Annotated in this window: 17 protein-coding genes and 2 pseudogenes; 5 read left to right on the plus strand and 14 right to left on the minus strand. The window is 54.5% G+C overall.

Annotation, left to right across the window (positions count from 1 at the left end):
- Positions 1-321 precede the first annotated feature (321 nt).
- From DWA01_RS00765 to DWA01_RS00780, 5 genes are all read right to left on the minus strand, one after another.
- Entirely contained in the window at positions 322-1,053 is a 732-nt protein-coding gene (locus DWA01_RS00765) for a terminase small subunit (protein ID WP_114283714.1), read from the minus strand.
- A 39-nt stretch (positions 1,054-1,092) separates the two neighbouring features.
- The gene (locus tag DWA01_RS22875; RefSeq protein ID WP_136057640.1) at positions 1,093-1,326 is read right to left on the minus strand and encodes a hypothetical protein; all 234 of its coding nucleotides are present in this window, start codon (positions 1,324-1,326) and stop codon (positions 1,093-1,095) included.
- Positions 1,323-2,201: a helix-turn-helix domain-containing protein gene (locus tag DWA01_RS00770; RefSeq protein ID WP_160115937.1), complete on the minus strand. Its 879-nt coding sequence runs from the start codon at positions 2,199-2,201 to the stop codon at positions 1,323-1,325. Before DWA01_RS00770 ends, DWA01_RS22875 begins: the two co-directional genes overlap by 4 nt.
- 134 nt (positions 2,202-2,335) lie before the next feature.
- A complete protein-coding gene (locus tag DWA01_RS00775) occupies positions 2,336-2,554 on the minus strand; it encodes a MerR family transcriptional regulator (protein ID WP_114283716.1) in 219 nt (72 codons plus the stop codon).
- A gap of 174 nt (positions 2,555-2,728) precedes the next feature.
- A complete protein-coding gene (locus DWA01_RS00780; protein WP_114283717.1) occupies positions 2,729-3,394 on the minus strand; it encodes a hypothetical protein in 666 nt (221 codons plus the stop codon).
- A 949-nt stretch (positions 3,395-4,343) separates the two neighbouring features.
- On the opposite strand from DWA01_RS00780, the gene DWA01_RS00790 reads away from it, so the two are divergent.
- From DWA01_RS00790 to DWA01_RS00805, 4 genes are all read left to right on the plus strand, one after another.
- Positions 4,344-5,516: a helix-turn-helix domain-containing protein gene (locus DWA01_RS00790; protein WP_114283719.1), complete on the plus strand. Its 1,173-nt coding sequence runs from the start codon at positions 4,344-4,346 to the stop codon at positions 5,514-5,516.
- Positions 5,513-5,848 carry a hypothetical protein gene (locus tag DWA01_RS00795; protein WP_114283720.1) on the plus strand — a complete coding sequence of 112 codons (336 nt, stop codon included), beginning with the start codon at positions 5,513-5,515 and terminating at the stop codon, positions 5,846-5,848. The genes DWA01_RS00790 and DWA01_RS00795 overlap by 4 nt, the downstream gene beginning before the upstream one ends.
- 104 nt (positions 5,849-5,952) lie before the next feature.
- Positions 5,953-6,420, plus strand: coding sequence for a hypothetical protein (locus DWA01_RS00800; RefSeq protein ID WP_114283721.1), 468 nt, complete (start codon positions 5,953-5,955; stop codon positions 6,418-6,420).
- Between the two features lie 721 nt (positions 6,421-7,141).
- On the plus strand, positions 7,142-8,788 hold the full coding sequence (locus tag DWA01_RS00805; protein ID WP_136057641.1) for a DEAD/DEAH box helicase: 1,647 nt from the start codon (positions 7,142-7,144) through the stop codon (positions 8,786-8,788).
- A 201-nt stretch (positions 8,789-8,989) separates the two neighbouring features.
- Here the strand turns inward: DWA01_RS00805 and DWA01_RS00810 are convergent.
- The 3 genes and pseudogenes from DWA01_RS00810 to DWA01_RS00820 all read right to left on the minus strand — a co-directional run.
- Positions 8,990-9,481, minus strand: a pseudogene (locus tag DWA01_RS00810) (IS30 family transposase); the annotation flags it as partial.
- Positions 9,482-9,735: 254 nt separating this feature from the next.
- Complete coding sequence (locus DWA01_RS00815) at positions 9,736-10,761, minus strand: IS110 family RNA-guided transposase (protein ID WP_114283875.1); 1,026 nt, start codon at positions 10,759-10,761, stop codon at positions 9,736-9,738.
- A gap of 86 nt (positions 10,762-10,847) precedes the next feature.
- Positions 10,848-11,057: pseudogene (locus DWA01_RS00820) on the minus strand (IS30 family transposase); the annotation flags it as partial.
- A 357-nt stretch (positions 11,058-11,414) separates the two neighbouring features.
- On the opposite strand from DWA01_RS00820, the gene DWA01_RS00825 reads away from it, so the two are divergent.
- Complete coding sequence (locus DWA01_RS00825; RefSeq protein WP_114283723.1) at positions 11,415-12,455, plus strand: GIY-YIG nuclease family protein; 1,041 nt, start codon at positions 11,415-11,417, stop codon at positions 12,453-12,455.
- Between the two features lie 520 nt (positions 12,456-12,975).
- Here DWA01_RS00825 and DWA01_RS00830 read toward each other — a convergent pair.
- The 6 genes from DWA01_RS00830 to DWA01_RS00855 all read right to left on the minus strand — a co-directional run bounded on the left by DWA01_RS00830 (position 12,976) and on the right by DWA01_RS00855 (position 18,705).
- A complete protein-coding gene (locus tag DWA01_RS00830; RefSeq protein ID WP_114283724.1) occupies positions 12,976-14,109 on the minus strand; it encodes a tyrosine-type recombinase/integrase in 1,134 nt (377 codons plus the stop codon).
- A 533-nt stretch (positions 14,110-14,642) separates the two neighbouring features.
- Entirely contained in the window at positions 14,643-14,963 is a 321-nt protein-coding gene (locus tag DWA01_RS00835) for a hypothetical protein (RefSeq protein ID WP_136057642.1), read from the minus strand.
- A gap of 203 nt (positions 14,964-15,166) precedes the next feature.
- Entirely contained in the window at positions 15,167-15,862 is a 696-nt protein-coding gene (locus tag DWA01_RS00840) for an RraA family protein (RefSeq protein ID WP_114283726.1), read from the minus strand.
- Positions 15,859-16,554, minus strand: a complete 696-nt coding sequence (locus DWA01_RS00845) for an alpha/beta fold hydrolase (RefSeq protein WP_114283727.1) — start codon at positions 16,552-16,554, stop codon at positions 15,859-15,861. The genes DWA01_RS00840 and DWA01_RS00845 overlap by 4 nt, the downstream gene beginning before the upstream one ends.
- Complete coding sequence (locus DWA01_RS00850) at positions 16,551-17,678, minus strand: cobalamin-independent methionine synthase II family protein (protein ID WP_114283728.1); 1,128 nt, start codon at positions 17,676-17,678, stop codon at positions 16,551-16,553. The genes DWA01_RS00845 and DWA01_RS00850 overlap by 4 nt, the downstream gene beginning before the upstream one ends.
- Before the next feature lie 61 nt (positions 17,679-17,739).
- Positions 17,740-18,705, minus strand: a complete 966-nt coding sequence (locus DWA01_RS00855; protein WP_114283729.1) for a cupin domain-containing protein — start codon at positions 18,703-18,705, stop codon at positions 17,740-17,742.
- Between the last annotated feature and the right edge of the window lie 18 nt (positions 18,706-18,723).

Consider the following 18,723-nt stretch of genomic DNA (forward strand, 5'->3'; position numbering starts at 1 on the left):
CCAATACGGAGAAATAGCTTTCCTCGAAAGCGCCCTAGTCCAATCCGTAAACGAGACCACAGATGTGCTAGTGTTGGCGGATTTCATTCAGTGCCTCTGCCATATGGGCAAAACGATGAGATCCGCCGTTAAAGGTCACAACATGATAATGGGGGAAAAGACGCTTTTCTGTTTCCCGGGAAGAAAATAATTCGTCTCCCAAATCTAATAGAATGAGGCCGCAAGGGGCCCACCTGGCCGTGTGTGTTTAGTCAGACGGTTACCGTAGCAAACATTGTCTATCGTTTGACCCAAATTATTTCGCTACCACCTGTTCTATTTCTAGGACGAAATCGGCGCCTTGCTGCCGCAACGGCCTATTTCAGAAATCAGTTCTTCCAATGGATCTGTTACATTCTCTTGGGTTTGGTCTTTGAACATACCAAGGTATTTTGCCAATTGATCAAGTGCGTGCATTTTGTCGAGCACCTTTATCTCAACCCCGTATTGATTGGCCCTTATGCCATTGTAAAGAAGCGCGACATTGCCCGTCAGGCGAGTCGTGTCTGCGTACGTAGCAAATGAACTTCCGAGACCATCGCATTCGGGGCAATCGGGGCTTGGGGGGAGTGTTCGCTTGTACCCGAAGCCCCCCGAACTATCTGGAGACTTTTCGCGTTCTTGCTTCACTGCAGTGAGGTTATTAAATTCGATCTCTGCCTGCTCGAACTCTCGATGGGTACGCCAATGGTACTTGTTATCGTGCCCGTAACAGTAGCGACACGCACCAACCTTGAGAGACATCAACTCATTGACGTCAGCGGTGGCTATGTCGGCCCACATCCGGGAAACAATAACTGCGTCAAATTTGATCTCTTCGATAATCGTGTTGGTGATTTCGGTTTCAAGTTCGTCAACCCTAGCTGCAATTTCAGGTTTTTTCAGGAGATCGTGTCCCTGTGAGCCTGCGGTCTTTGGAGAATACCCGGCCCGAATAGCAGCCTGAGTGGCGTTCCTATCAGCCGTATATTCAAGACTAAAAAGTTCGTGGCGTTTGTTTTTCAGCTTGGTCATTTCTTTATTCCCAGATGCGCTCTCATGCTCACCGTCGCCTCACCATGCAGTGATGCAGATAGTGCACATCTCTAAATATGGTAAAACTACAGGCCAACCACTCAGTTTATTGGCGAACGTTCGATGCCAAATATCCTGGCGCGCGCATTTCAGATGACGCGCACCGATAGCGCAGACGGCGACGCCGCCTTCGCTCTCCGGGTCGGCGATGATTTTCGTGCGGCCAAACTTCGTGCCGCGGCCTTGGTCGATCGCAACATGAAAGCGGGTCATGCGAAGCCCCGCCCTGTCAACTGCTGATCCGTCATCAGGCGCAGCGCAATGATGTCGGCCCGCATGCCTGTGTTGATTGCATTGTCCGGAACAAACCCGTCCGTCAGGATGATACCCGCCCAGAACCGGGCTGTGTCTTCACGTGATCCCTCTTTGCCACTGCGCTTGGGCTTGTGGTCCGCCCAGCGCTTGTCCTTGAGCCAAAGCGCGGAAGATTTCACGAATTTCGGGTCACTGCCCTCCTGCTCTTTGGCGTAAGAGTGGGCTCCGGCAACAATCTCAGTCGGACTTGTCCCTGCCACAACAGCTGCGAAGAACGCTGCCCGGGTTTTTTGAATATCGACTAGGCGTGGATGTGCTTCCCGGAATTCATCGAACGCGTCTGCAACTTCACCAGTTTCAGAAAATACAGTTTTTGTTTGTGGATCGGCGCCAGCCGAACACACTTGGTTCATTACAGGTTCATTTACAGGTTCTTCCTTTATGGTAACTCCGGTTTTCAGGAGTTGGCTTTGGCTAGAAACCGAAGATGGCTCTGCAGAAAAACCGGAGATGGCCCCATCTCCACTATTTGGAGTTGGCTCTTGTGGTGTCCCAAATTCGAACCCCAGGGTATAGTGGGTGGATTCGCGCTGCTTAGTTTTCGAATTGTGCCGGCGGATGCGGCGGATCAAGCCCTTTTCCTCAAGGCCGGTCAGGGCCGCGTTCACTGAACTGGCCCCCCGGCCGGCGCGATCGCTGATATAGGCCTGCTTCGGAAAACAGCCCTTAGCCGGGTTGTGACAGTCACACAGGACGAAGAGGATCCGGAACTCGGAATTGCTCACTTGCTGCGGGTCCAGCTCTGCCAGCCAGTTGGTTGCTTTGTGGCTCACCAGTAGGCCCCCTTCACGTCTTCTCCGCTTTTTTTGTCATCTGCGGCCCGGTTGGTTTGGAAGGTCAGGCTGACCGCGCTCATCGGGGCGCCATCATCTGCAAATCGCTTGGTGTTAGTTCCCTGGCCCATCCTCTATTCATCCCTGACCAAATTGGTCTCAAGCCAGGCATCAAGGTCGGATTTCCGATAGATCACGCTACCACACACTTTTGCAAAGGGTGGGCCGTCGCGGCGCTGATTTTTCATGCGCAACTTTGCTAGCTTGGAAGTTGAAAGGCCCAGATACAGAGCAGCCGCCGCGGCCCTCATATACCGGGTGGGATCCTGGACACCATTTGTATTGATGCTCATGTCAGACACATCGTAGGCGTGCGGCGTACTTCTCGAAAGCCCGGTGCGCTCTCGACTTCAGGGCGTCGTGAGATTTGTTCAGCCATTTTGAGATCTCCTGGATAGCTATTGGATGACCCAGTTTGCTATCGGTCGGAGAATTGTTTGGCGTCCTAAACGTTAGGCTTCGAACGTTTAGGACGCGACGAGACCGGGGTACAGTCGCTTCAAAAAAGGTGTATCGGGTCGGTTCGTCCAAATTTTTTCGATGGTTTTGTAGCTCAAATTCATCCTCAGGCTGCTCAATGCTTTCACTACTACATCACACCCGGATGCCGCGTTTATGGACGCAGAGTTACGCATAGGTTGAAACCCTGCAGTTCGAAGGTGCTCAATCTCTTTGATAATCAATGTATTTCGGTGGAGATTCTCTGCAGGTGCCAATCCCGTGGGTCGGCGGGGACGCTGTAATATTCCCAGAGCGTTGCGAGATTGCCATTTTTTGAGAGGAGGGTGAAGTTTGACGTATGGAAAAAGCAGCTCAAGATGCTCCAGCGCTCTCCAAGCCCAAAACGAAGTTTTCGAGGCTGTGATTAACCTGTCGATTGACGCCGCGTCCCATTCACTTGTGGTCGGGATAAACTCAGAAAGTTCCATAAGTACAGACGGCAAATCAATTTTCGGCTCTGCTTTTGCACTATCCTTCGGGATGACCCTGATGAGTCTCTGTTCAGCAATTTTGACTGCCGTTTCAAACGACAATACACCACCCGACGCCGTGATGGCTTCTTTATAGGCCTCACATTGGCCCACGTAGCTGTCTATGCAGTCTTCAAACGCATCAAAGAGGTCAAAGCTCATTTCAGGTATCTTTCTGTTTCCACTCAGGCTGGGTGTTCAATCTGCATGGATTGTAAAAACCTTTCCAAGGCTTTCCAAGGCTTTCCCCTTTATTGAAGGGATAAAAGTGGCCGACTTCTGTGGTTGCCGCTTCAAATGCAAGATGGTCCAGTCTGCTTTCATCTGGCAGGAAGGCGCGAAGAATACGCTCGACAATATCAATTGTAGCAGCGGGTCGCCGGCGTCAGGATTCCGAGTCCTTGCGTCAGGCCAAGCCGACGCTGAGACGACCGGTCGGGATGGCATGGCAGGAAGCAGCACGGGTCACAAGTAGCCCGATCAGACCGGTCGCGGCGGATTTGTCGATCCGGTTGCAGTGGGCCGTTCCTGACAGTGATGGCAGAGGGAATTGGTCCGATTGCGGCACCAAGCACAATTCGACAAGAAGGGCGGGGAACGGACCTGAGCAGATGCGGCATGGCTTGCGCAGCAAGTCGCGATAGCGGACGTTGGGCAGTTGTTCGGGTTGCACCGCGTTGCGTAGAAAGCAGATGCTGGAACTGACACCTGCGTCGCTTTATTCCGCGCGAAACCCATGGAGGGGTTGTTGCTGGTCCGGCCTGTTCGCCTGGATGACATGCGGACGTACGAGATCACCACGCAGTTTCTGACTTGGGCGCGGGAGAGCACCCGCTTGGGGATCGTGACCCCCTCCTCCGATTCAGTCAGCGAATCATCGTCCAGTGAACTCGGCGACCGGCGCGCGCCAACCTGATTTGGAGGTAATCTCCGCGAAGCGCCTGTGATGCCACGCGTTTAAAATGTCGCACATTATGGCGTATTTACGTGCGAATTTGGTCCAAAACTCCCCATTAAGCGCTATGGTGCAGTAATATGCGCCATTTAATGTCAAATTGAGATAGTTGATTTTGGCGTTTATGTTGAGGTCATAGATGCAAAGGAAGCACCGATGTCATTCAAAGCAGACCTCCTCAAAAGAAAGCTCAAGGAAGAGGGGCAGACCCTCGACAAGTTCTCAAAAGCGGTCGGCGTGTCTACACGCACTGTGAACCGCTGGAAGTCGGGGGAAAATACGCCCAAACCAAAGGACCTGGAAAAGATCGCACGTGTTCTGAACTGCGAACCTCAGGATTTTGACCCGTTTTTCGCTGACTTGGGCTTGGGAGAAGTTTCCATTCAGGCCCATGTGTCCGCAGCGTCCCATAATGCATATGAACTGATGCGCTGGCGTTACGGGGTCAGCCAGAAGCAAATCATGGAACTGGCTCCCGTACTTTTCGCGATCGTGGCAGGACATGCGCTCAAGGTGCCGGATCAGGATGATGAAATCGCTCGTCTTGCCTCTGAGTACGGCCTTGCCGATCCGCGCCTTCAAGGCGGTCACAACGATGCGCGTGCCAGCAAGCAGAAGAAGTGTTTTGGTCTCGAAACGTCGAACCCGAGAGTTGAGACTTCGCGCAACCTGTTCAGCGAAGCAATGCTGCGACTGTCTTCGCAAATCGAGGACTATGTCGACACGCGATGGTTTGTCGGCGCCGAAGTAGCAGAAGCGCCGAATGCAGCTGGGTACATCCCGGACATTGAGCTTGTTGACGCAATCTCAGGGGGCAATCCGAAACTGGCGGAGGCAATCGTCAAGGGGCGCATTCGTCTGTCGACGGTCCTACAGCAAGCCAAGGAGGGAAAAGACCCCGTTTCGGTCCAGGCCTTTGCGGATGCCATCCGCCACGCGCACGCTCAGCAGATTGAAGAGCAGCGGGACGCCGGTCTCAAGAAGCTGAAAGCTTGGCGGGCGTTCTACGAGGAGCGCCACCCTGATCTGGCTGAAGAGTACGATCGCCTCGTCGCTCAGCACTGCCATGAGAAAGGCTGGTGCCCAAAAGATTACACTGATGATGATCGTATCCAGAGCTGGGTGAACCCCTATCAAGAAGATCGACACATCAACGAGGACACGCTGACCGAGTACCAACGGCGTAAGAAAGAGGCTCGCAAGAAGGACGAAGGCACCAAGGCACTGACTTTCGTTAATATGTATGACGATCCCGTGGTCCTTCGTTTCGGCGAGCTTCAGCGTCACCGTGCTCAGATCAAGAAGCAGTTCGAGGAGACCTGGTCATGATGTCGATCTGCGCGGAAGGAACATTCATGCTCAGTAACCATGCCGCAACGCGCATTGCCCAGCGAGGCATTCGAGGCGCTATCCTTGATCTCGTGCTTCTGTATGGGACACGGGCGAAAGCAGAGCGTGGCTGCGAGGAATATATCCTGTCGGGACGCGCAGCACGGCATCTCGAAGCCGCTGGATACAACGGTCAGACGATCGCCGCCGCAACAAAGGTCCGGGCAATCGTCGATACCGACGGTACGATTGTGACCTGCTACCACAAACGTAAGGGTCGGTATCAACCTTCCAGCCGGAAGTCCCATCTTCGGGGCGCCAGGCACGCCTAACCTATCTAAAATCGCACAGCAGATCCGCTTGTCGCGTGGGTGATATGCCCGCCAACGGTATCGCTGTGCGCTCTCTTCAAGTCTGATCACCTAAAGGAACCAGCATGACTGTTACCATCTATCAATCTACGAAATTCGACTATGCCCGCGAGCAGTATTATGCCGAGGCTGGTGACCACACGTTGCTCCGCCTGACTTGCGGCAACCTCGGGGGGAAACCCGGCGGAGCCATTAAGACAGCGACCGCGAGCGACTTTGGCGCTGCGCCGGTCTATCGCAATCGGGACGGGCTGACTGCCGCGATGCGCCTTAGCGTGCCGAACCTCGGTGGCCGAGCACAGGATGTGAGCATCGAAATTGATGGCAAAGGCCGACGGTTCGGGGAGGTCACGCTGCAAGGATCGCGGGACGAACTCATCGAGGTACTGCGTGATTTGGCAGAGGAAATGGATCTTCGTCTGGGTCGATCGTCCGAGAGCGTTCTTTATGATGACCTCTGCGTTGTGGAAAGCGAGCCGGTCTATCTGTCAGACGGCGTGTACTTGGATCCCGATGGGCGCCTGCTCGAATGACAGCGTCGGGGACACGCAACGTCGTCCCGAGCAAGGCTGATGTGGTATTTCAGGTCGATCGTGAATACCCAACAATCCGCTATCGGCGACTGTCTACTTTCGACGATCAGGCCGTAGAGCTGAAGGAATAAGGAGTTCAGTCGCCGCATCAACACCCACCTCACGTAGGTCTTCTGTGTTGAAACGGCAACATTGTTTCCCGTGGTGCAATTTCGAAGTTGTGAACTGTTCCAAGTACTTGCCTTAATGTCGAATTATTTTAGTGCCGAAAAAATTGTCTCCCAGGTGCCTGGAGAAGTCCAATATGACAGTTGAAATCCTTGGTCCCGATGCAACATCGGAACAAGCCAATGCGGAACGTTTGAAAACCGCCCTACTCAAGAGTGCGCCAGAACTGGACCAACGAGGGATCCGGCTGGCGATCGTGCCGCAGGTTTTCGCAAAGAACCGGGAGATTGACTGCGTTTTGGTGTTTGAAGACACACGCGCGCCCAAGAATATGTTCTGCACCTCTCAAGGCGTTCCGGTGCAGTCTTTCGTTGCCTGTGTTGAGGTGAAAAATCACTCGCCCGACGCGGTGCAGCGTCACGGCACCCATCTGGAGGTGCAATATGACGGTGCATGGCACAATGCAACCGCGCAGGCAGATGCGCAGGTCTGGGTGTTGAAGGCTCTTCAGAAGTCCCCCTATTATGGCAAGGCACGGCGCGAAGCAACATTCGTGCAATCGGTGCTCTGGTTGCCCCGCGTGCCGCCGGGCGCTTTGACTGGAGCAACACCAAGCGGGCGCACAGGCATCTTTTGCGCGGATCTGAATTGGCATCAACTAATAGACCGCTTTGTGGTGAATGACGCGCAGCGCAAGGTGCAAACCCTTGTCCCGGCGGACCAGGACAGCCAACACCACAGCTACGACAGCCTGGTAAAGGCCCTGACCGCCAAGGTGGTCCCCACGCGACTTGATTTGATGCGTGTCAATGCGTTGACGCAAAAGCGGTTCGATGTGGACAAGCAGGCCTATGTCCGCAGACTGGGCAGCGGGCTACTGATGTTTCGCGGCCGCGCTGGCACGGGCAAGACCTTTGCCCTGATTCAGATGGCCATTCATCTGGCGCGACAGGGCAAAAGCACGCGGATCGTGACCTACAACCACGGGCTTATCTCTGACATGGCGCGCGCCCTGACCGTCATCCGCGATCGCCACAAAGATATCTCTCCGGTTCCGGAGGTGGACACCCGCTGGATGTTGATGCGAGAGCTGTTTGGCCTTGCATTCGGTATGGATGCGGTGAAACACGCAGGCAAGCTTTACCGTCTGGAAGAACGTGAGGCGCTATTTCTGCACGCCCTGCGTCACCCAAAGGCCTTCCTGAAGGAAGATGTGCCGTGCTGCGCCAACAAGGTGGATGGCAAAAAGTGCCCCTGTGACCCAGAAGGGTGCAAGACTTGGGCAGACATCAGCGTATACTGCGAAAAAGTCCTCGCGCCCTACGATTTTTTACTGGTAGACGAGGGGCAGGATTGGAGCACCGAACACCGCGATCTTATGTATGACATCTTTGACTCCGGGCGGGTGATCGTGGCCGATGGGGTGGATCAGTTCGTGGATCACGCGCGCTGCGATTGGGATCGCGGGGATATCGCCAAGAACCGCGTTGTGCCTTTGCGCACCTCGCGCCGCACGAAGGCAGCCACCTGCGATACCATCACCGATATCGCCCGCGCGCTGGAGGTGCCGGATTGGGATGTGGAACCGGACCAAACGGTGACAGGCGGGCGCATCACCGTGCTTGTGGAGCCGCAGCCACGCCGCGCGATCGTGCGCGCTCTGGAACTGCTGGGCGAGGATCTGGCCAACCAACCGCAGATGCGGCCTGTGGATGCGCTGGTGTGTTTGCCGCACACGGCCGCGACACCAGGCACCAATTATTGCAACCTGTTCGAAATGGTCCGAGAGGATAATCGCGCGGATTACTGGCGCGGCTACGAGTGGGAAACACGGCAAAACCGCGAATATCCAAGCCGCCAGACCGCCTTGCGCGCTGTTCTGTATCAAAGCTGTCGGGGCATGGAGGGCTGGACCACACTGTGTATGGGGCTGGACCTGTTCTATGATCACGTCACCGCCAGGCCGGATATCGACATCGAAGGCCTGCGCGACGAGCTCAAGGCCGATCTGGGGTTCCTTTTCGCCAAATCCGCGTTTGAGGAAAGGCTGGCCACTGAACAGCGCGCCTATGCCTTGAATTGGCTGATGATCCCGCTCACGAGGAGTATGGACCACCTGATAATCCATCTGACAGATGCAGACAGCTCGCTCGGCCGTGTGTTGCAGGGCATCGACCGCGACAAGATCAGTTGGCGGTAATCGCACTTTGATGCCTTTTGGCGTGCCCACCGCAATTGCCTGCGGCCTTCATCGGCCGTCTCCAGAGTCGTGGTCACGACTTTATCTTCGTGTCCACGAAACCGGCAACAGGCCAATACTACGCCAGCCACAGGAGTCCGCTTTGCGGACTACTGCAATGCGGCGCTCAGCGAGACTGAAGGTCCGGTAAGGGCGGTGGGTTCAACTGATCGCCGCAACACACTCGGTAAACCTTTCAGCTGGCGTTTGATACTGCAAGGTCTTGCGGGGCCGCTCATTGAGCTGCCTGGCGATGGCACTGAGTTTGGCTTGGGAATGAACGGAAAGGTCCGTTCCGCGCGGCAAATACTGTCTGAGCAGCCGGTTGGTGTTTTCGTTTGATCCACGTTGCCAAGGCGATTGCGGGTCGCAGAAGTAGACCTCGACGTCCGTTGCCATGGTCAGACGTGGATGGTCTGCCAGTTCCTTTCCCATTGCACGGCAAACGAATGTTAACATTCGTTGAGAGTGACGATCCCATGTCAGGGATTTGTAGAGTTCTCTTGGCAATCGTTGCGATTGCTTGATCAGGGCAGAGACGACGCTGTTGGTGTCTTTATTGGCGACTTTGACCAGCATTACATAGCGAGAGTGCCGCTCTACCAGCGTTGCAACGTAGCTGTTCCTGGAACCGCCAATCAGATCACCTTCCCATGTGTGGATACCCCGTTTGATGCAAGGATTTTCTTGAACCGTTTGAACATGTGATCGGGTACGGTCATGTGTCAGGCCTCAGTTTGCGGCGTTTCACATGCCGCGGGCCGGTATGGCGATGCGAAGGTCGGGTCCATATCAATGTCACGAGCGCGAAGCTCTCTGGGAAGGCCTGGTTTTCCCAACCTCGATCTGATCGATCATTTGTCCTTACTGTTCAATGTCCTTCTCACATCATACCGAGCGTTGCAGTTTTACGCTGCCGCGACCGGATCTCGATAATCCTCGTGCTTTGTCATCATCGCCCAGATCGTCCGAGCGGTTTTGTTGGCCAAGGCTATTGCCACCAGCATGCGCGGTTTGCGTTCCAACATCTGTTCCAGCCACGAGCCCTTGGGTGGGCCGTTCTTGATCGCCCATCTGATCCGGGTCATGGCCCCAATGATCAGCAATCGCCGGATATCGCGCTGCCCCATCTTTGATGTCCGGCCCAGTATTTGACGCCCACCCGTAGATTTTTGCACCGGCACCAACCCGAGCCATGCTGCAAAGTCGCGACCGCGTTTGAAGCCCTCCAACGGCGGGGCGAAGGCCTTGATTGCCATTGCACTCACAGGCCCAATACCCGGTGCGGTCTGCAACCGAATTGTTTCAGGATCAGACTTGGCCTCATCCTTGAGGCGCCGTTCCATCACCACGATCTTATCTGTGCAAACGCTGAGCTGATCCAAATGCACGCGGCTCAGTTCAACGACGATGGGGGGCAAGCCGCTCTCTGGGTTTTCGATTTGTTCCGCCAGCTTCTTCACAAAGTTCCGGCCCGGTGGAGCGATGATCCCATATTCCATCAGATGACCACGGAGTGCATTGATCAGTTGATTGCGCTGCCGAACCAAAAGATCACGAGTCTTAAACACCATTGATTGGGATTGCTGTACGGCAGTCTTCACGGGCACAAACCGCATCGTCGGCCGGACTGCCGCTTCCGTTATAGCCTCTGCATCATTCGCATCGTTTTTCTGCCGCTTCACAAAAGGTTTTACGTAGATCGGCGGGATCAAACGGACCTGGTGCCCCAGTTTCATAATCTCACGGCCCCAATAGTGCGAAGAGGCACATGCTTCCATCGCCACTACACAAGCGGGTTGGTCACTGATAAATCGCAAGAACTGGCCGCGCGAAAGTTTTTTGCGGAATACAGGTTCTCCAGATGCCGTCGCGCCGTGGACCTGGAAAACCGACTTTGCCAAGTCCACTCCAATGATTGTAACCTCGTCCATGGATGCCTCCTCCAATTTGGTGCTTTCAACATCACCAATATGGCACACTTCGATGCCGGTTCATGGGTGAGGTATCCACACCATCAGTGACCCGGCACGGAACGATCCTCAACAGACGCGGGCCGTTCGCTTATCGAGACAGCATCCTTGAACTGCCCCAAACCGTTGCGCTTGAGGCTCGCGTGCCTGGAGCGCCGGACCGTGCGTTTGGCGCGCAGGTGTTCCAGAAGCTCTTTCTTAAGAGCACCCCGCGCCTGGATATAAAGGCTTCGGTATATCGTCTCATGCGACACCTGATTGTGCGCCTCCCCCGGGTACGCCAATGGCCGTTTTCGGGATAGTTCACATCACGAAAACTGTTGTTCACGTCAGTGCCACAAATCCGTGGCAAAGCCCTCTTTGGGCGGACAAGTTGCGACAGAAACGTTGGATTCACGGCGATGTAAGTGGGTCAAAACGACCCATGTTAACCTACATTCCCCAAGAAATTTGAGGACCTAACGATAGCGACTCCGGCCCCAAAAAAATCCGCGCGCGCAGGGTCATCCATGCCTCTCCTCTCCATCGAAGTTAGTTTTCCCTTTGGATTTTTTTTGGTGTATTCAACTCTCTAGGCAAATACGGCCAAAGTCATCTACTGAGAAGGCGATTGGATGCTAAGAAGCAGTGAACTTTTCCATCTCTGGAAACGCCAAGTATTCCTTCGCAACAGGCACGAAGAGTTCACCGCCCTACTTTCAAGAACTCGGGCGCCGTCCGGCATCTATATGATCGGTTGCGCCAAGGAGATTGTCTACATCGGGCAAAGCAACCGCTTACAGTGGCGTTCAATCGAGAGCCTGGGCAATATCTATCATAGGGTTTCAGACACCTCGTTAACCTGGTCGGTTGCTTTTGCGCCTTGCGCTTACGAAGAGATGGATGAGCGGGAGAGCACTGCCATTCGCGCCTACGCCCCCAAGTTCAACACCTCCATACCGAGCGTTGGAAAAAGCTCAGGCCGAATGCCGGTTATCGTCGGCTTTGCATCAGTGTTCCAAGACCAAAGCGATCACGGTGACACTTTCCACCCCGACAATCTAAGTCTGCAAATGGACCTCGCGGAAGCCAATGAAACCCCGCCATGGAGCGCTGGGAGGAATCTCATGCCTGCCTCAAAGCCACTACGGACCGAGCAACTCTTTTCGCTCCAGGAGCCGACGCCGTCGAATCGATCTCGTCGAAGCCAGTTCAGACCGACGCTGCGAAGGCGAACAATTTCTCCAGCCGCAAAATCAAAGCAGATGAAGACTGTGTTCAACTACAAAGATCTCGAAATTCAGATCAATGAGCGTGTCCCGCAAGTTGCGGAAGAGCATTCAATCGAATTTGATTGGTTGGCGACAGGGTACGGAAAAACGATTGCAAGTGGCACCGAATTTGACAAGGCCATGGCCGCAACAAATGCGATGGAGGCTTGCGATAAATACTTGAGCCAGCCGTATCGCTTTAAAATCAATCTTTGCGACGATGGGTCGGTTGTGACCAGAGACGGAGAATACATCGGCACGTGGGAGACGGACGAATATGATGTGATTTCATTCATTCCCAATGGTGAATCTGAGCCCTTGTACTCTCAAATGTGGATGGGCCCACTTTGCAAGAGGATCGCAGATTGGCATGAAGCCACATCGGGTGAACCAATAGGCGATTGACCGCTTTCGGCTCGAAGGAAAGATTGAGTGTTCTCTGGTCGATGGCCACGAAGTTCGGGCCATGTTGCCTAATGTCATCCCTGAAAATCGCGGATCAAGACAGCTTCGATAGATCTTTCTGCTGCGAGGCGCAGTTTCGGAGGTGCGTAGGCCCACGATTGTTGGCGGGAAATCGTATTAGCTAATCCGCCTGCTATAGCTGTCATTCGTTGCAACGCAGAAATTAGTAAAAGGGCTCAAACCGGAGCTTGACTGCGGTGAACACGAACGGCCGCAATGGGCCAGAAGTGACTGTTGGACAGCTCCGATTGAAAGTCTGTAAAGCCCCGCTAAACAGTATTAATGCTGGTAGCAGCAAATGGCTGCTCACCGCCCTTAATGACGAATTCCTGCGGCAACAGCACTGCGTCCTTATTGCTTATTCCGTTCGAAAACTCGGGGTAAGATATTTTGGGCAGCGGCTTTCGATTGCGCACCCAAGCCATCTGTCAGGCAGGTCGCCGTCGAATTGCAGACCGCATCAAAAGGGGAGAGTCACCGACGCTGCCAAAACCTCCAGCGCTTCGCGCTTTTCTTCTCGATAACTTGCGCGGTCATATACAGCAGTAACACTCGTGTCGGCGTGGCCCAGAACCCTTTCCACTATAAAGCGGGGGACCTTCACATCGGAGTTCCCAACGGTCATTACGGTTGCCGCTGACCTCCGGACGTCATGGAAACGCCAGTCACCAAAGCCGGCGACACTTCCCAGCCGGTTCTTTAGCCGAGAACCTGGCATAATTGGCCTGTCCCCCCGAGTAGTAAAAACGAACGGGCCAATTTGAGGTTGTTCTGCGATCAAATTTGCAAGTGCTTTTGACAATGGGACCTCATGAGCTGAAGCTTTTGAAGTTCGTGTGGCTTTCATTTTCTGCCTGGGAATTGTCCAGACATCCCCATGGATTTCATCCCACCGCATAGATGCGACATTTGTTAGTCGCTGCGCGGAGAGCATCAGAGCGCGGGCAAACGGGCCAAGAGGGTATTCCTCTGAAAAACTTGCCTGCCACAATGAAGTCCATTCCAAGGATGTAAGAACACGATCCCTCGCCTCTGCGGTAGCACCAGCTTTCAGACCAGCCCAGGGATGCGCACTAATTATTCTTTCGTCTGCTGCCCAAGCAAACATTGGTCGCAAATATCGGATTACAGCGCCGGCTCTAATTTCACTGGACTGACTTGCAACATAGTCACGCAAATCAAGACCGTGATGCACTGAAATGTCTGCCACCCGAACATGACCTATCCTGGGCAAAGCCCAGTTGTCCCAAACTGACTGAACGTCGCGCCAGCTTCGCATCTTAGATTCTTTTGCTGCTTTATAACTAGCGAACAGATCCTCGACAGTTTTTGTGTCGATGCAAATTAACGGCGAGAGAGCAACCTCTTTCGCTGCCTCAGCTTTTTTTCTTGCCTCTTTGACGCTCAACCCTGGGAATGTGCCCAGTCGGACTCGTAGCCGCTTCGAACCACGAAAAGTCATAATTTCCCAGACTTTCTGGCCCTTTTTTCCGACTCGCAGTATTAGGCCGCGCACCAATTCGTCGCGAACCTCGTACCCCACTTGGGCGGGCTTCAAATCTGCCACCTTTTTTTCGTTCAGTCTGATTTTCATTTTTTGTGCGTTTCTTGTGCGTTTCTTGTGCGTTTTGAGTGATTGACAGAAATTCCTGCACGTTCCTACCTTATCAATATTTCATATTTACAACAGGTTATCAACCAATAGGAACGAGTTGACACCGCGAGCCTGCGGAATCATAATCCGCGTGTCGGGGGTTCAAATCCCTCCACCGCTACCAATACTTTCAATACATTAGTAAAAATCTGACTCTCGGGATGCACGGAATTTGTGTTTTTTTGTGCGTTATTCTAACAAACGAGTTTTCAGTTCTCCGTTTTCCCATCCAGGCAATCCTCGAGGTGAATATTTGAACACAAATGTGACGGTTCCCCCTCCGCTTAGCCTCGATTTGACTTTCGTGGTGATTTCTCCAAACACCGGTAGTGATTTGTCTTCAGGAGCCATTTTCAATTTCAAATGGCTGGTATCCTGCCAAATTTGCAAATTGCGTATCTTGGAACTGAGTTAATGAGATGCGCTTCGGGAACATCAGGCAGGTTGCATTTCTCCAGCAGGATGGCGGTTCTTCAACGTCTGATGATAACGCTCGATTTTGCTTTGAGTTCGCGAATATTACGGTGCACCGCGTGCGTAGCCGTCAGTGGTCGGGGAGCGATCCAGGCCGCTTTTGAGAATGCAAAGGAGGTATTCGCCACTGACAAGGTCAAAGACAGTTCTGGAACCTCGCGATGCGGCCGTGTTTCGGCAGTGGTCATAGTGCCGGTGAATGGCCAGGAGACGGCAGCCGCACCGGTGACCCTGACCTTGCCAAATCGGTCAAGAAACGGATCAAGCGCGAACCAGGCCTGGTCGTGAACCTTCATCTTTTCCGGCATCAGGCCGCCCACATCATGCTCTAAGTTCATCCCGGAAACTATGAGGGAGCGCGCCGCCTTTTAGGCCACTCACGGCTGATCTACTCTCTTTCTCGCAGGATCGTTTTATCGCGCCCGAAGTAGACATCGACAGGTGTGACGTTGTTCAGGCTCTCGCGATAACGCTGGTTGTTATAGTAATCGACGAATAAGGCCGCTCCATAAGCCGCCTTGCATCAGGTCCGCGCCTTCTCAAACGCACTCCACGCAATTTCAAAAGCCGCGAAATCAAAGCCCTCCCGGACTGCGGCATCCAGTACGATCCGTTCTGTTTTGAGCAGCTTCAGAATTGCGTCTTCCAGTTCAGGTATCACGCCGTCCGGGACCACGACCGCCCCGTGTCTGTCGGCATGGATCAGCGCGCCCGGAGCGACTTGCAAGCCAAAAACGTTGACGGTTGTTGCGACTTCGCGCACATGAACAAAACCGTGGCTGGGGCCCACAGACCCCGCAACGACGGGAAAACCGTCTGGCAGGTCTCCCAGGTCGCGCATGACCCCATTGGTCAACGCGCCCGAAAGGCCGAAACCCTTGTGAACTGTCGTATTGATTTCCCCCCAGTAAGCGCCAATGCAATTGGGGTAGTCCATGTCTTCGATGACAGCAACGGCCGGGAATTCCGCCTCGGCCATGTAGCGGTAGTAGTCCATCCGGCGCGACCGGATGACCTCGGGCGCCTCAGTTGGCGGGGCAAGCGCCGCGATCCTGGCGGTGCGGGCATAGCCAACGACCGGGGCCGCATCTGGTGCACTGCAGAGCATCGTGCCGCGGGTAAAGGCGTTAAAACCGCGTTTGCCCTGGGCCACTTCGATGGCGTTGCAGACAGTGGGCGTGTCAACATTGCGCAGCAATGTAAAAAGTTCGTTGTTCATTCGGCCTCCAGCCAGCGGCGCAAAGCAGCTGTCGTTTCTTCAGGGTTTTCAACGGTGGGCAGATGGCCCGCATTTTCAATGATACAAAGCTGGCTGTTGGGCAGCAGTTCATGCATCAGTTCGTGACGCTCCACAGGGCAAAGTTTGTCATGCCGCCCGCACAGGACAAGCGCCGGGCCATGAAAATTTCGCAGCGTGTTGCACTGATCTGGTCTGTCGCGCAATGCAATGGATTGGTTCACAAAAACCTGAGCGCCAAGGCTCGTTGCCATCGCCATGCACAGGTCCAGAACCGCGCCCTGATGTGGCCCGTCAGCCAGGTAGTTGGGTTTCATTTCATCCCGCATGACCCGGCGCAAGTCCCCAGCCTGAACTGCTTTAATCTGAGGTTCACGCCCGGCTTTGACGTCGGGTTTTTCCGCCAGCGGATTGGAGTCCATCAGGGCGAGTTTTTCAACCCGCTCAGGCGCCTGTCGAAGGATCTCCATTGCCACGATCCCGCCCATCGACAGACCCGCCAATGCAAAACGAGGCGGTGCATTTAGCAATATTTCATGCGCAAGTTCAGCCATCGTCGCATGCGCACCGATGGGCGCAGTCATCAGGGTCACGTCACCAGACAGATCGTTGATCTGAGGCGCGAAAAGCCGGGCATCACACATCATTCCCGGCAGGAGGAGCAGTGGCGTCATTGTCCGCCCCCGGCCAAAGCTGCGCCTTCAGAAAGCGCCGCGAGCTTTGCATAGGCGATATCCGGATCCACCGCGCCGAAACCTGCAAATGTACCAAAACCACAATCGCTTCCTGCGATTACACGATCTTCGCCCACGATATCTGTGAACCTTTGAATGCGCTGCGCCACCAGTTCGGGGTGTTCCACAAAATTCGTCGTGGTATCCACAACACCGGGCACCAGGATCTTGTCGTCGGGAATTTCAGATTTACGGTCGCGGAACACCGTCCATTCATGCCCATGCCGCGGGTTCGATGTTTCGAACAGCACATAGCGCGATCTGGTGCGCATCAGGGTGCTGAACACGCTGTCCATCGCAATGTCACAGCAATGGGGCCCCTCGTAATTCCCCCAACAAATATGAACTCTTACGCGATCCTGAGGCACGTCCGACAGGGCGTGATTTAAGGCGTCAACATGGCTTTCAGCGATCTTCAAAAACTCAGCGTCACTCAGATCGCTGAACAACATATGGCGCGACAAGGCGAGATCGGGGCAGTCCAGTTGCAAGTCCAGACCGGCTGCAACAATGGCTTCATATTCAGCCTTCATTACATCGGCCAGCGCCGCCAGATACGCCTCACGCGTTGGGTAATAATCGTTCTGCAGGAACAAAGAAATCACCCCAGGAGAAGCGGCGTTCATAAAACCGCGCTCAGCACCATGCTCCTGCATCGCGGCTTTGAGGTTTTTGATATCCTTTGCCAGTTCGCCCTGCCCTTTTGAGCGCACCTCACCGGTACACATGGGCCGCGCATATTTGGGCGTGCCGCCGTCATCTGACAGTCGTTTAAGGAAGCTGGGAAACATCTTCAGATCGGCGGGCGGATTGCGCGGGCTGTCCCCTGAAAAACCGGAATAGCGGTCCTTCACATAGGTCGCGTAGGAAATCTTGGACGTTTCACCGTCGCTGACAATGTTGATACCCGCGTCCACCTGTTTGCGAACCGTCTCGGACACAGCGGCGGTCATGCAGGCATCAAATTCGGCAGCGTCATAGGGCGTCCCATTTTCGCGCGCGAAAATGAAGTCCACCACCTCCTGCGTGCGGGGCAGCGATCCCACATGTGTTGTCTTGATCATGTCCGTCCTCCAATTTGCGCCGCCGGAGAACCGGCGGGCGCAGCATTCAATTCCAAAACGGTCAGCCCGCCCAGGTGGCACCGGCCTGATCACTGGTGGCGGTGACGCGATACAGACTGGCCTCTCCGGTCATCGAGGGCGCAATCGAGTGGCGTTCGCCTGGTTTCAGCAGGCAGGTGTCGCCGGGATTAAGCACGGTTTCGCCGCCCTCCCAGCGCAGCTTCCAATACCCGCGCATTGGCATCAAAACCTCATGCTGATCAACAGCATAGAAGTCCTCGGGAATGGATCCACGGGTGAGGAATTCGACTTCAAACCCGGGTTTGTCTTTGAGAAGAGCGTTTTCGCCAATGACTTTGGCCGGTTTTTTGCCAGCGAGTGCCATCAGGTCCCAATAGCGTGCCACATAATCGCGCACGACCTGTTCCACCGGGGTTTCCGGAATGGACTTGAGCTGCTCCTCGGTCAGCACGCGCATCGGGCCAACATTATGTGGCAGAGTGTCGCCCTTTTTGCTGTCGTAAAGCACGCCGTTTTCGCCCAGCACCAAACCGTGGGCTGAGGCTTCTTCGATTACTTGCGGTGCCCAGGTCACACCGCCGCCAGCGTCATCCCCGCCCAGAATGGCCATGATCATCCCATAATCGGTGCCGACGTTTTCAAAGCCCCGGAAAATGCCGGTGGGGATGTTAAAGATATCACCTTCTTCGGCGATGAATTCCCCTGCGGTGCCATAACGGCCCCAGAAGAACCGCCAGCGCCCCTTGAGCACAAAAAAGACCTCCGCTGTCGTGTGGCTGTGCAGCGAGTTACGGCAATGTGGTGGCTGACCAGCAGCACCAATGTTAAAACCAGGCGTGTCAGTAATGTGGACGTGCTGATCCGTGGATTCAGAAACGCCACCCCCGATGATGGTGAAATTTTCCTTTTGATCGCTGCCCGGCGTATGGGCATCGATAAAGGCGGTTTTGCAGGGCTGAAGGTCGCCATAGCGAACGATGCGGGAAGGGATGTCCAGCTGTGTCATCTTGTTTCTTTCTTCACT

It is taken from the genome of Candidatus Halocynthiibacter alkanivorans (assembly GCF_003333265.1).
GTDB classification, from domain to species: domain Bacteria; phylum Pseudomonadota; class Alphaproteobacteria; order Rhodobacterales; family Rhodobacteraceae; genus Halocyntiibacter_A; species Halocyntiibacter_A alkanivorans.

What these genes read in the sequence shown, in the direction of transcription:
- DWA01_RS00855 (WP_114283729.1), bottom strand. Translation starts at nt 18,705, where the DNA reads ATGACACAGCTGGACATCCCTTCCCGCATCGTTCGCTATGGCGACCTT.
- DWA01_RS00825 (WP_114283723.1), top strand. Translation starts at nt 11,415, where the DNA reads ATGCTAAGAAGCAGTGAACTTTTCCATCTCTGGAAACGCCAAGTATTC.
- DWA01_RS00765 (WP_114283714.1), bottom strand. Translation starts at nt 1,053, where the DNA reads ATGACCAAGCTGAAAAACAAACGCCACGAACTTTTTAGTCTTGAATAT.
- DWA01_RS00830 (WP_114283724.1), bottom strand. Translation starts at nt 14,109, where the DNA reads ATGAAAATCAGACTGAACGAAAAAAAGGTGGCAGATTTGAAGCCCGCC.
- DWA01_RS00815 (WP_114283875.1), bottom strand. Translation starts at nt 10,761, where the DNA reads ATGGACGAGGTTACAATCATTGGAGTGGACTTGGCAAAGTCGGTTTTC.
- DWA01_RS00775 (WP_114283716.1), bottom strand. Translation starts at nt 2,554, where the DNA reads ATGAGCATCAATACAAATGGTGTCCAGGATCCCACCCGGTATATGAGG.
- DWA01_RS00845 (WP_114283727.1), bottom strand. Translation starts at nt 16,554, where the DNA reads ATGACGCCACTGCTCCTCCTGCCGGGAATGATGTGTGATGCCCGGCTT.
- DWA01_RS00795 (WP_114283720.1), top strand. Translation starts at nt 5,513, where the DNA reads ATGATGTCGATCTGCGCGGAAGGAACATTCATGCTCAGTAACCATGCC.
- DWA01_RS00840 (WP_114283726.1), bottom strand. Translation starts at nt 15,862, where the DNA reads ATGAACAACGAACTTTTTACATTGCTGCGCAATGTTGACACGCCCACT.
- DWA01_RS00800 (WP_114283721.1), top strand. Translation starts at nt 5,953, where the DNA reads ATGACTGTTACCATCTATCAATCTACGAAATTCGACTATGCCCGCGAG.
- DWA01_RS22875 (WP_136057640.1), bottom strand. Translation starts at nt 1,326, where the DNA reads ATGACCCGCTTTCATGTTGCGATCGACCAAGGCCGCGGCACGAAGTTT.
- DWA01_RS00790 (WP_114283719.1), top strand. Translation starts at nt 4,344, where the DNA reads ATGTCATTCAAAGCAGACCTCCTCAAAAGAAAGCTCAAGGAAGAGGGG.
- DWA01_RS00780 (WP_114283717.1), bottom strand. Translation starts at nt 3,394, where the DNA reads ATGAGCTTTGACCTCTTTGATGCGTTTGAAGACTGCATAGACAGCTAC.
- DWA01_RS00850 (WP_114283728.1), bottom strand. Translation starts at nt 17,678, where the DNA reads ATGATCAAGACAACACATGTGGGATCGCTGCCCCGCACGCAGGAGGTG.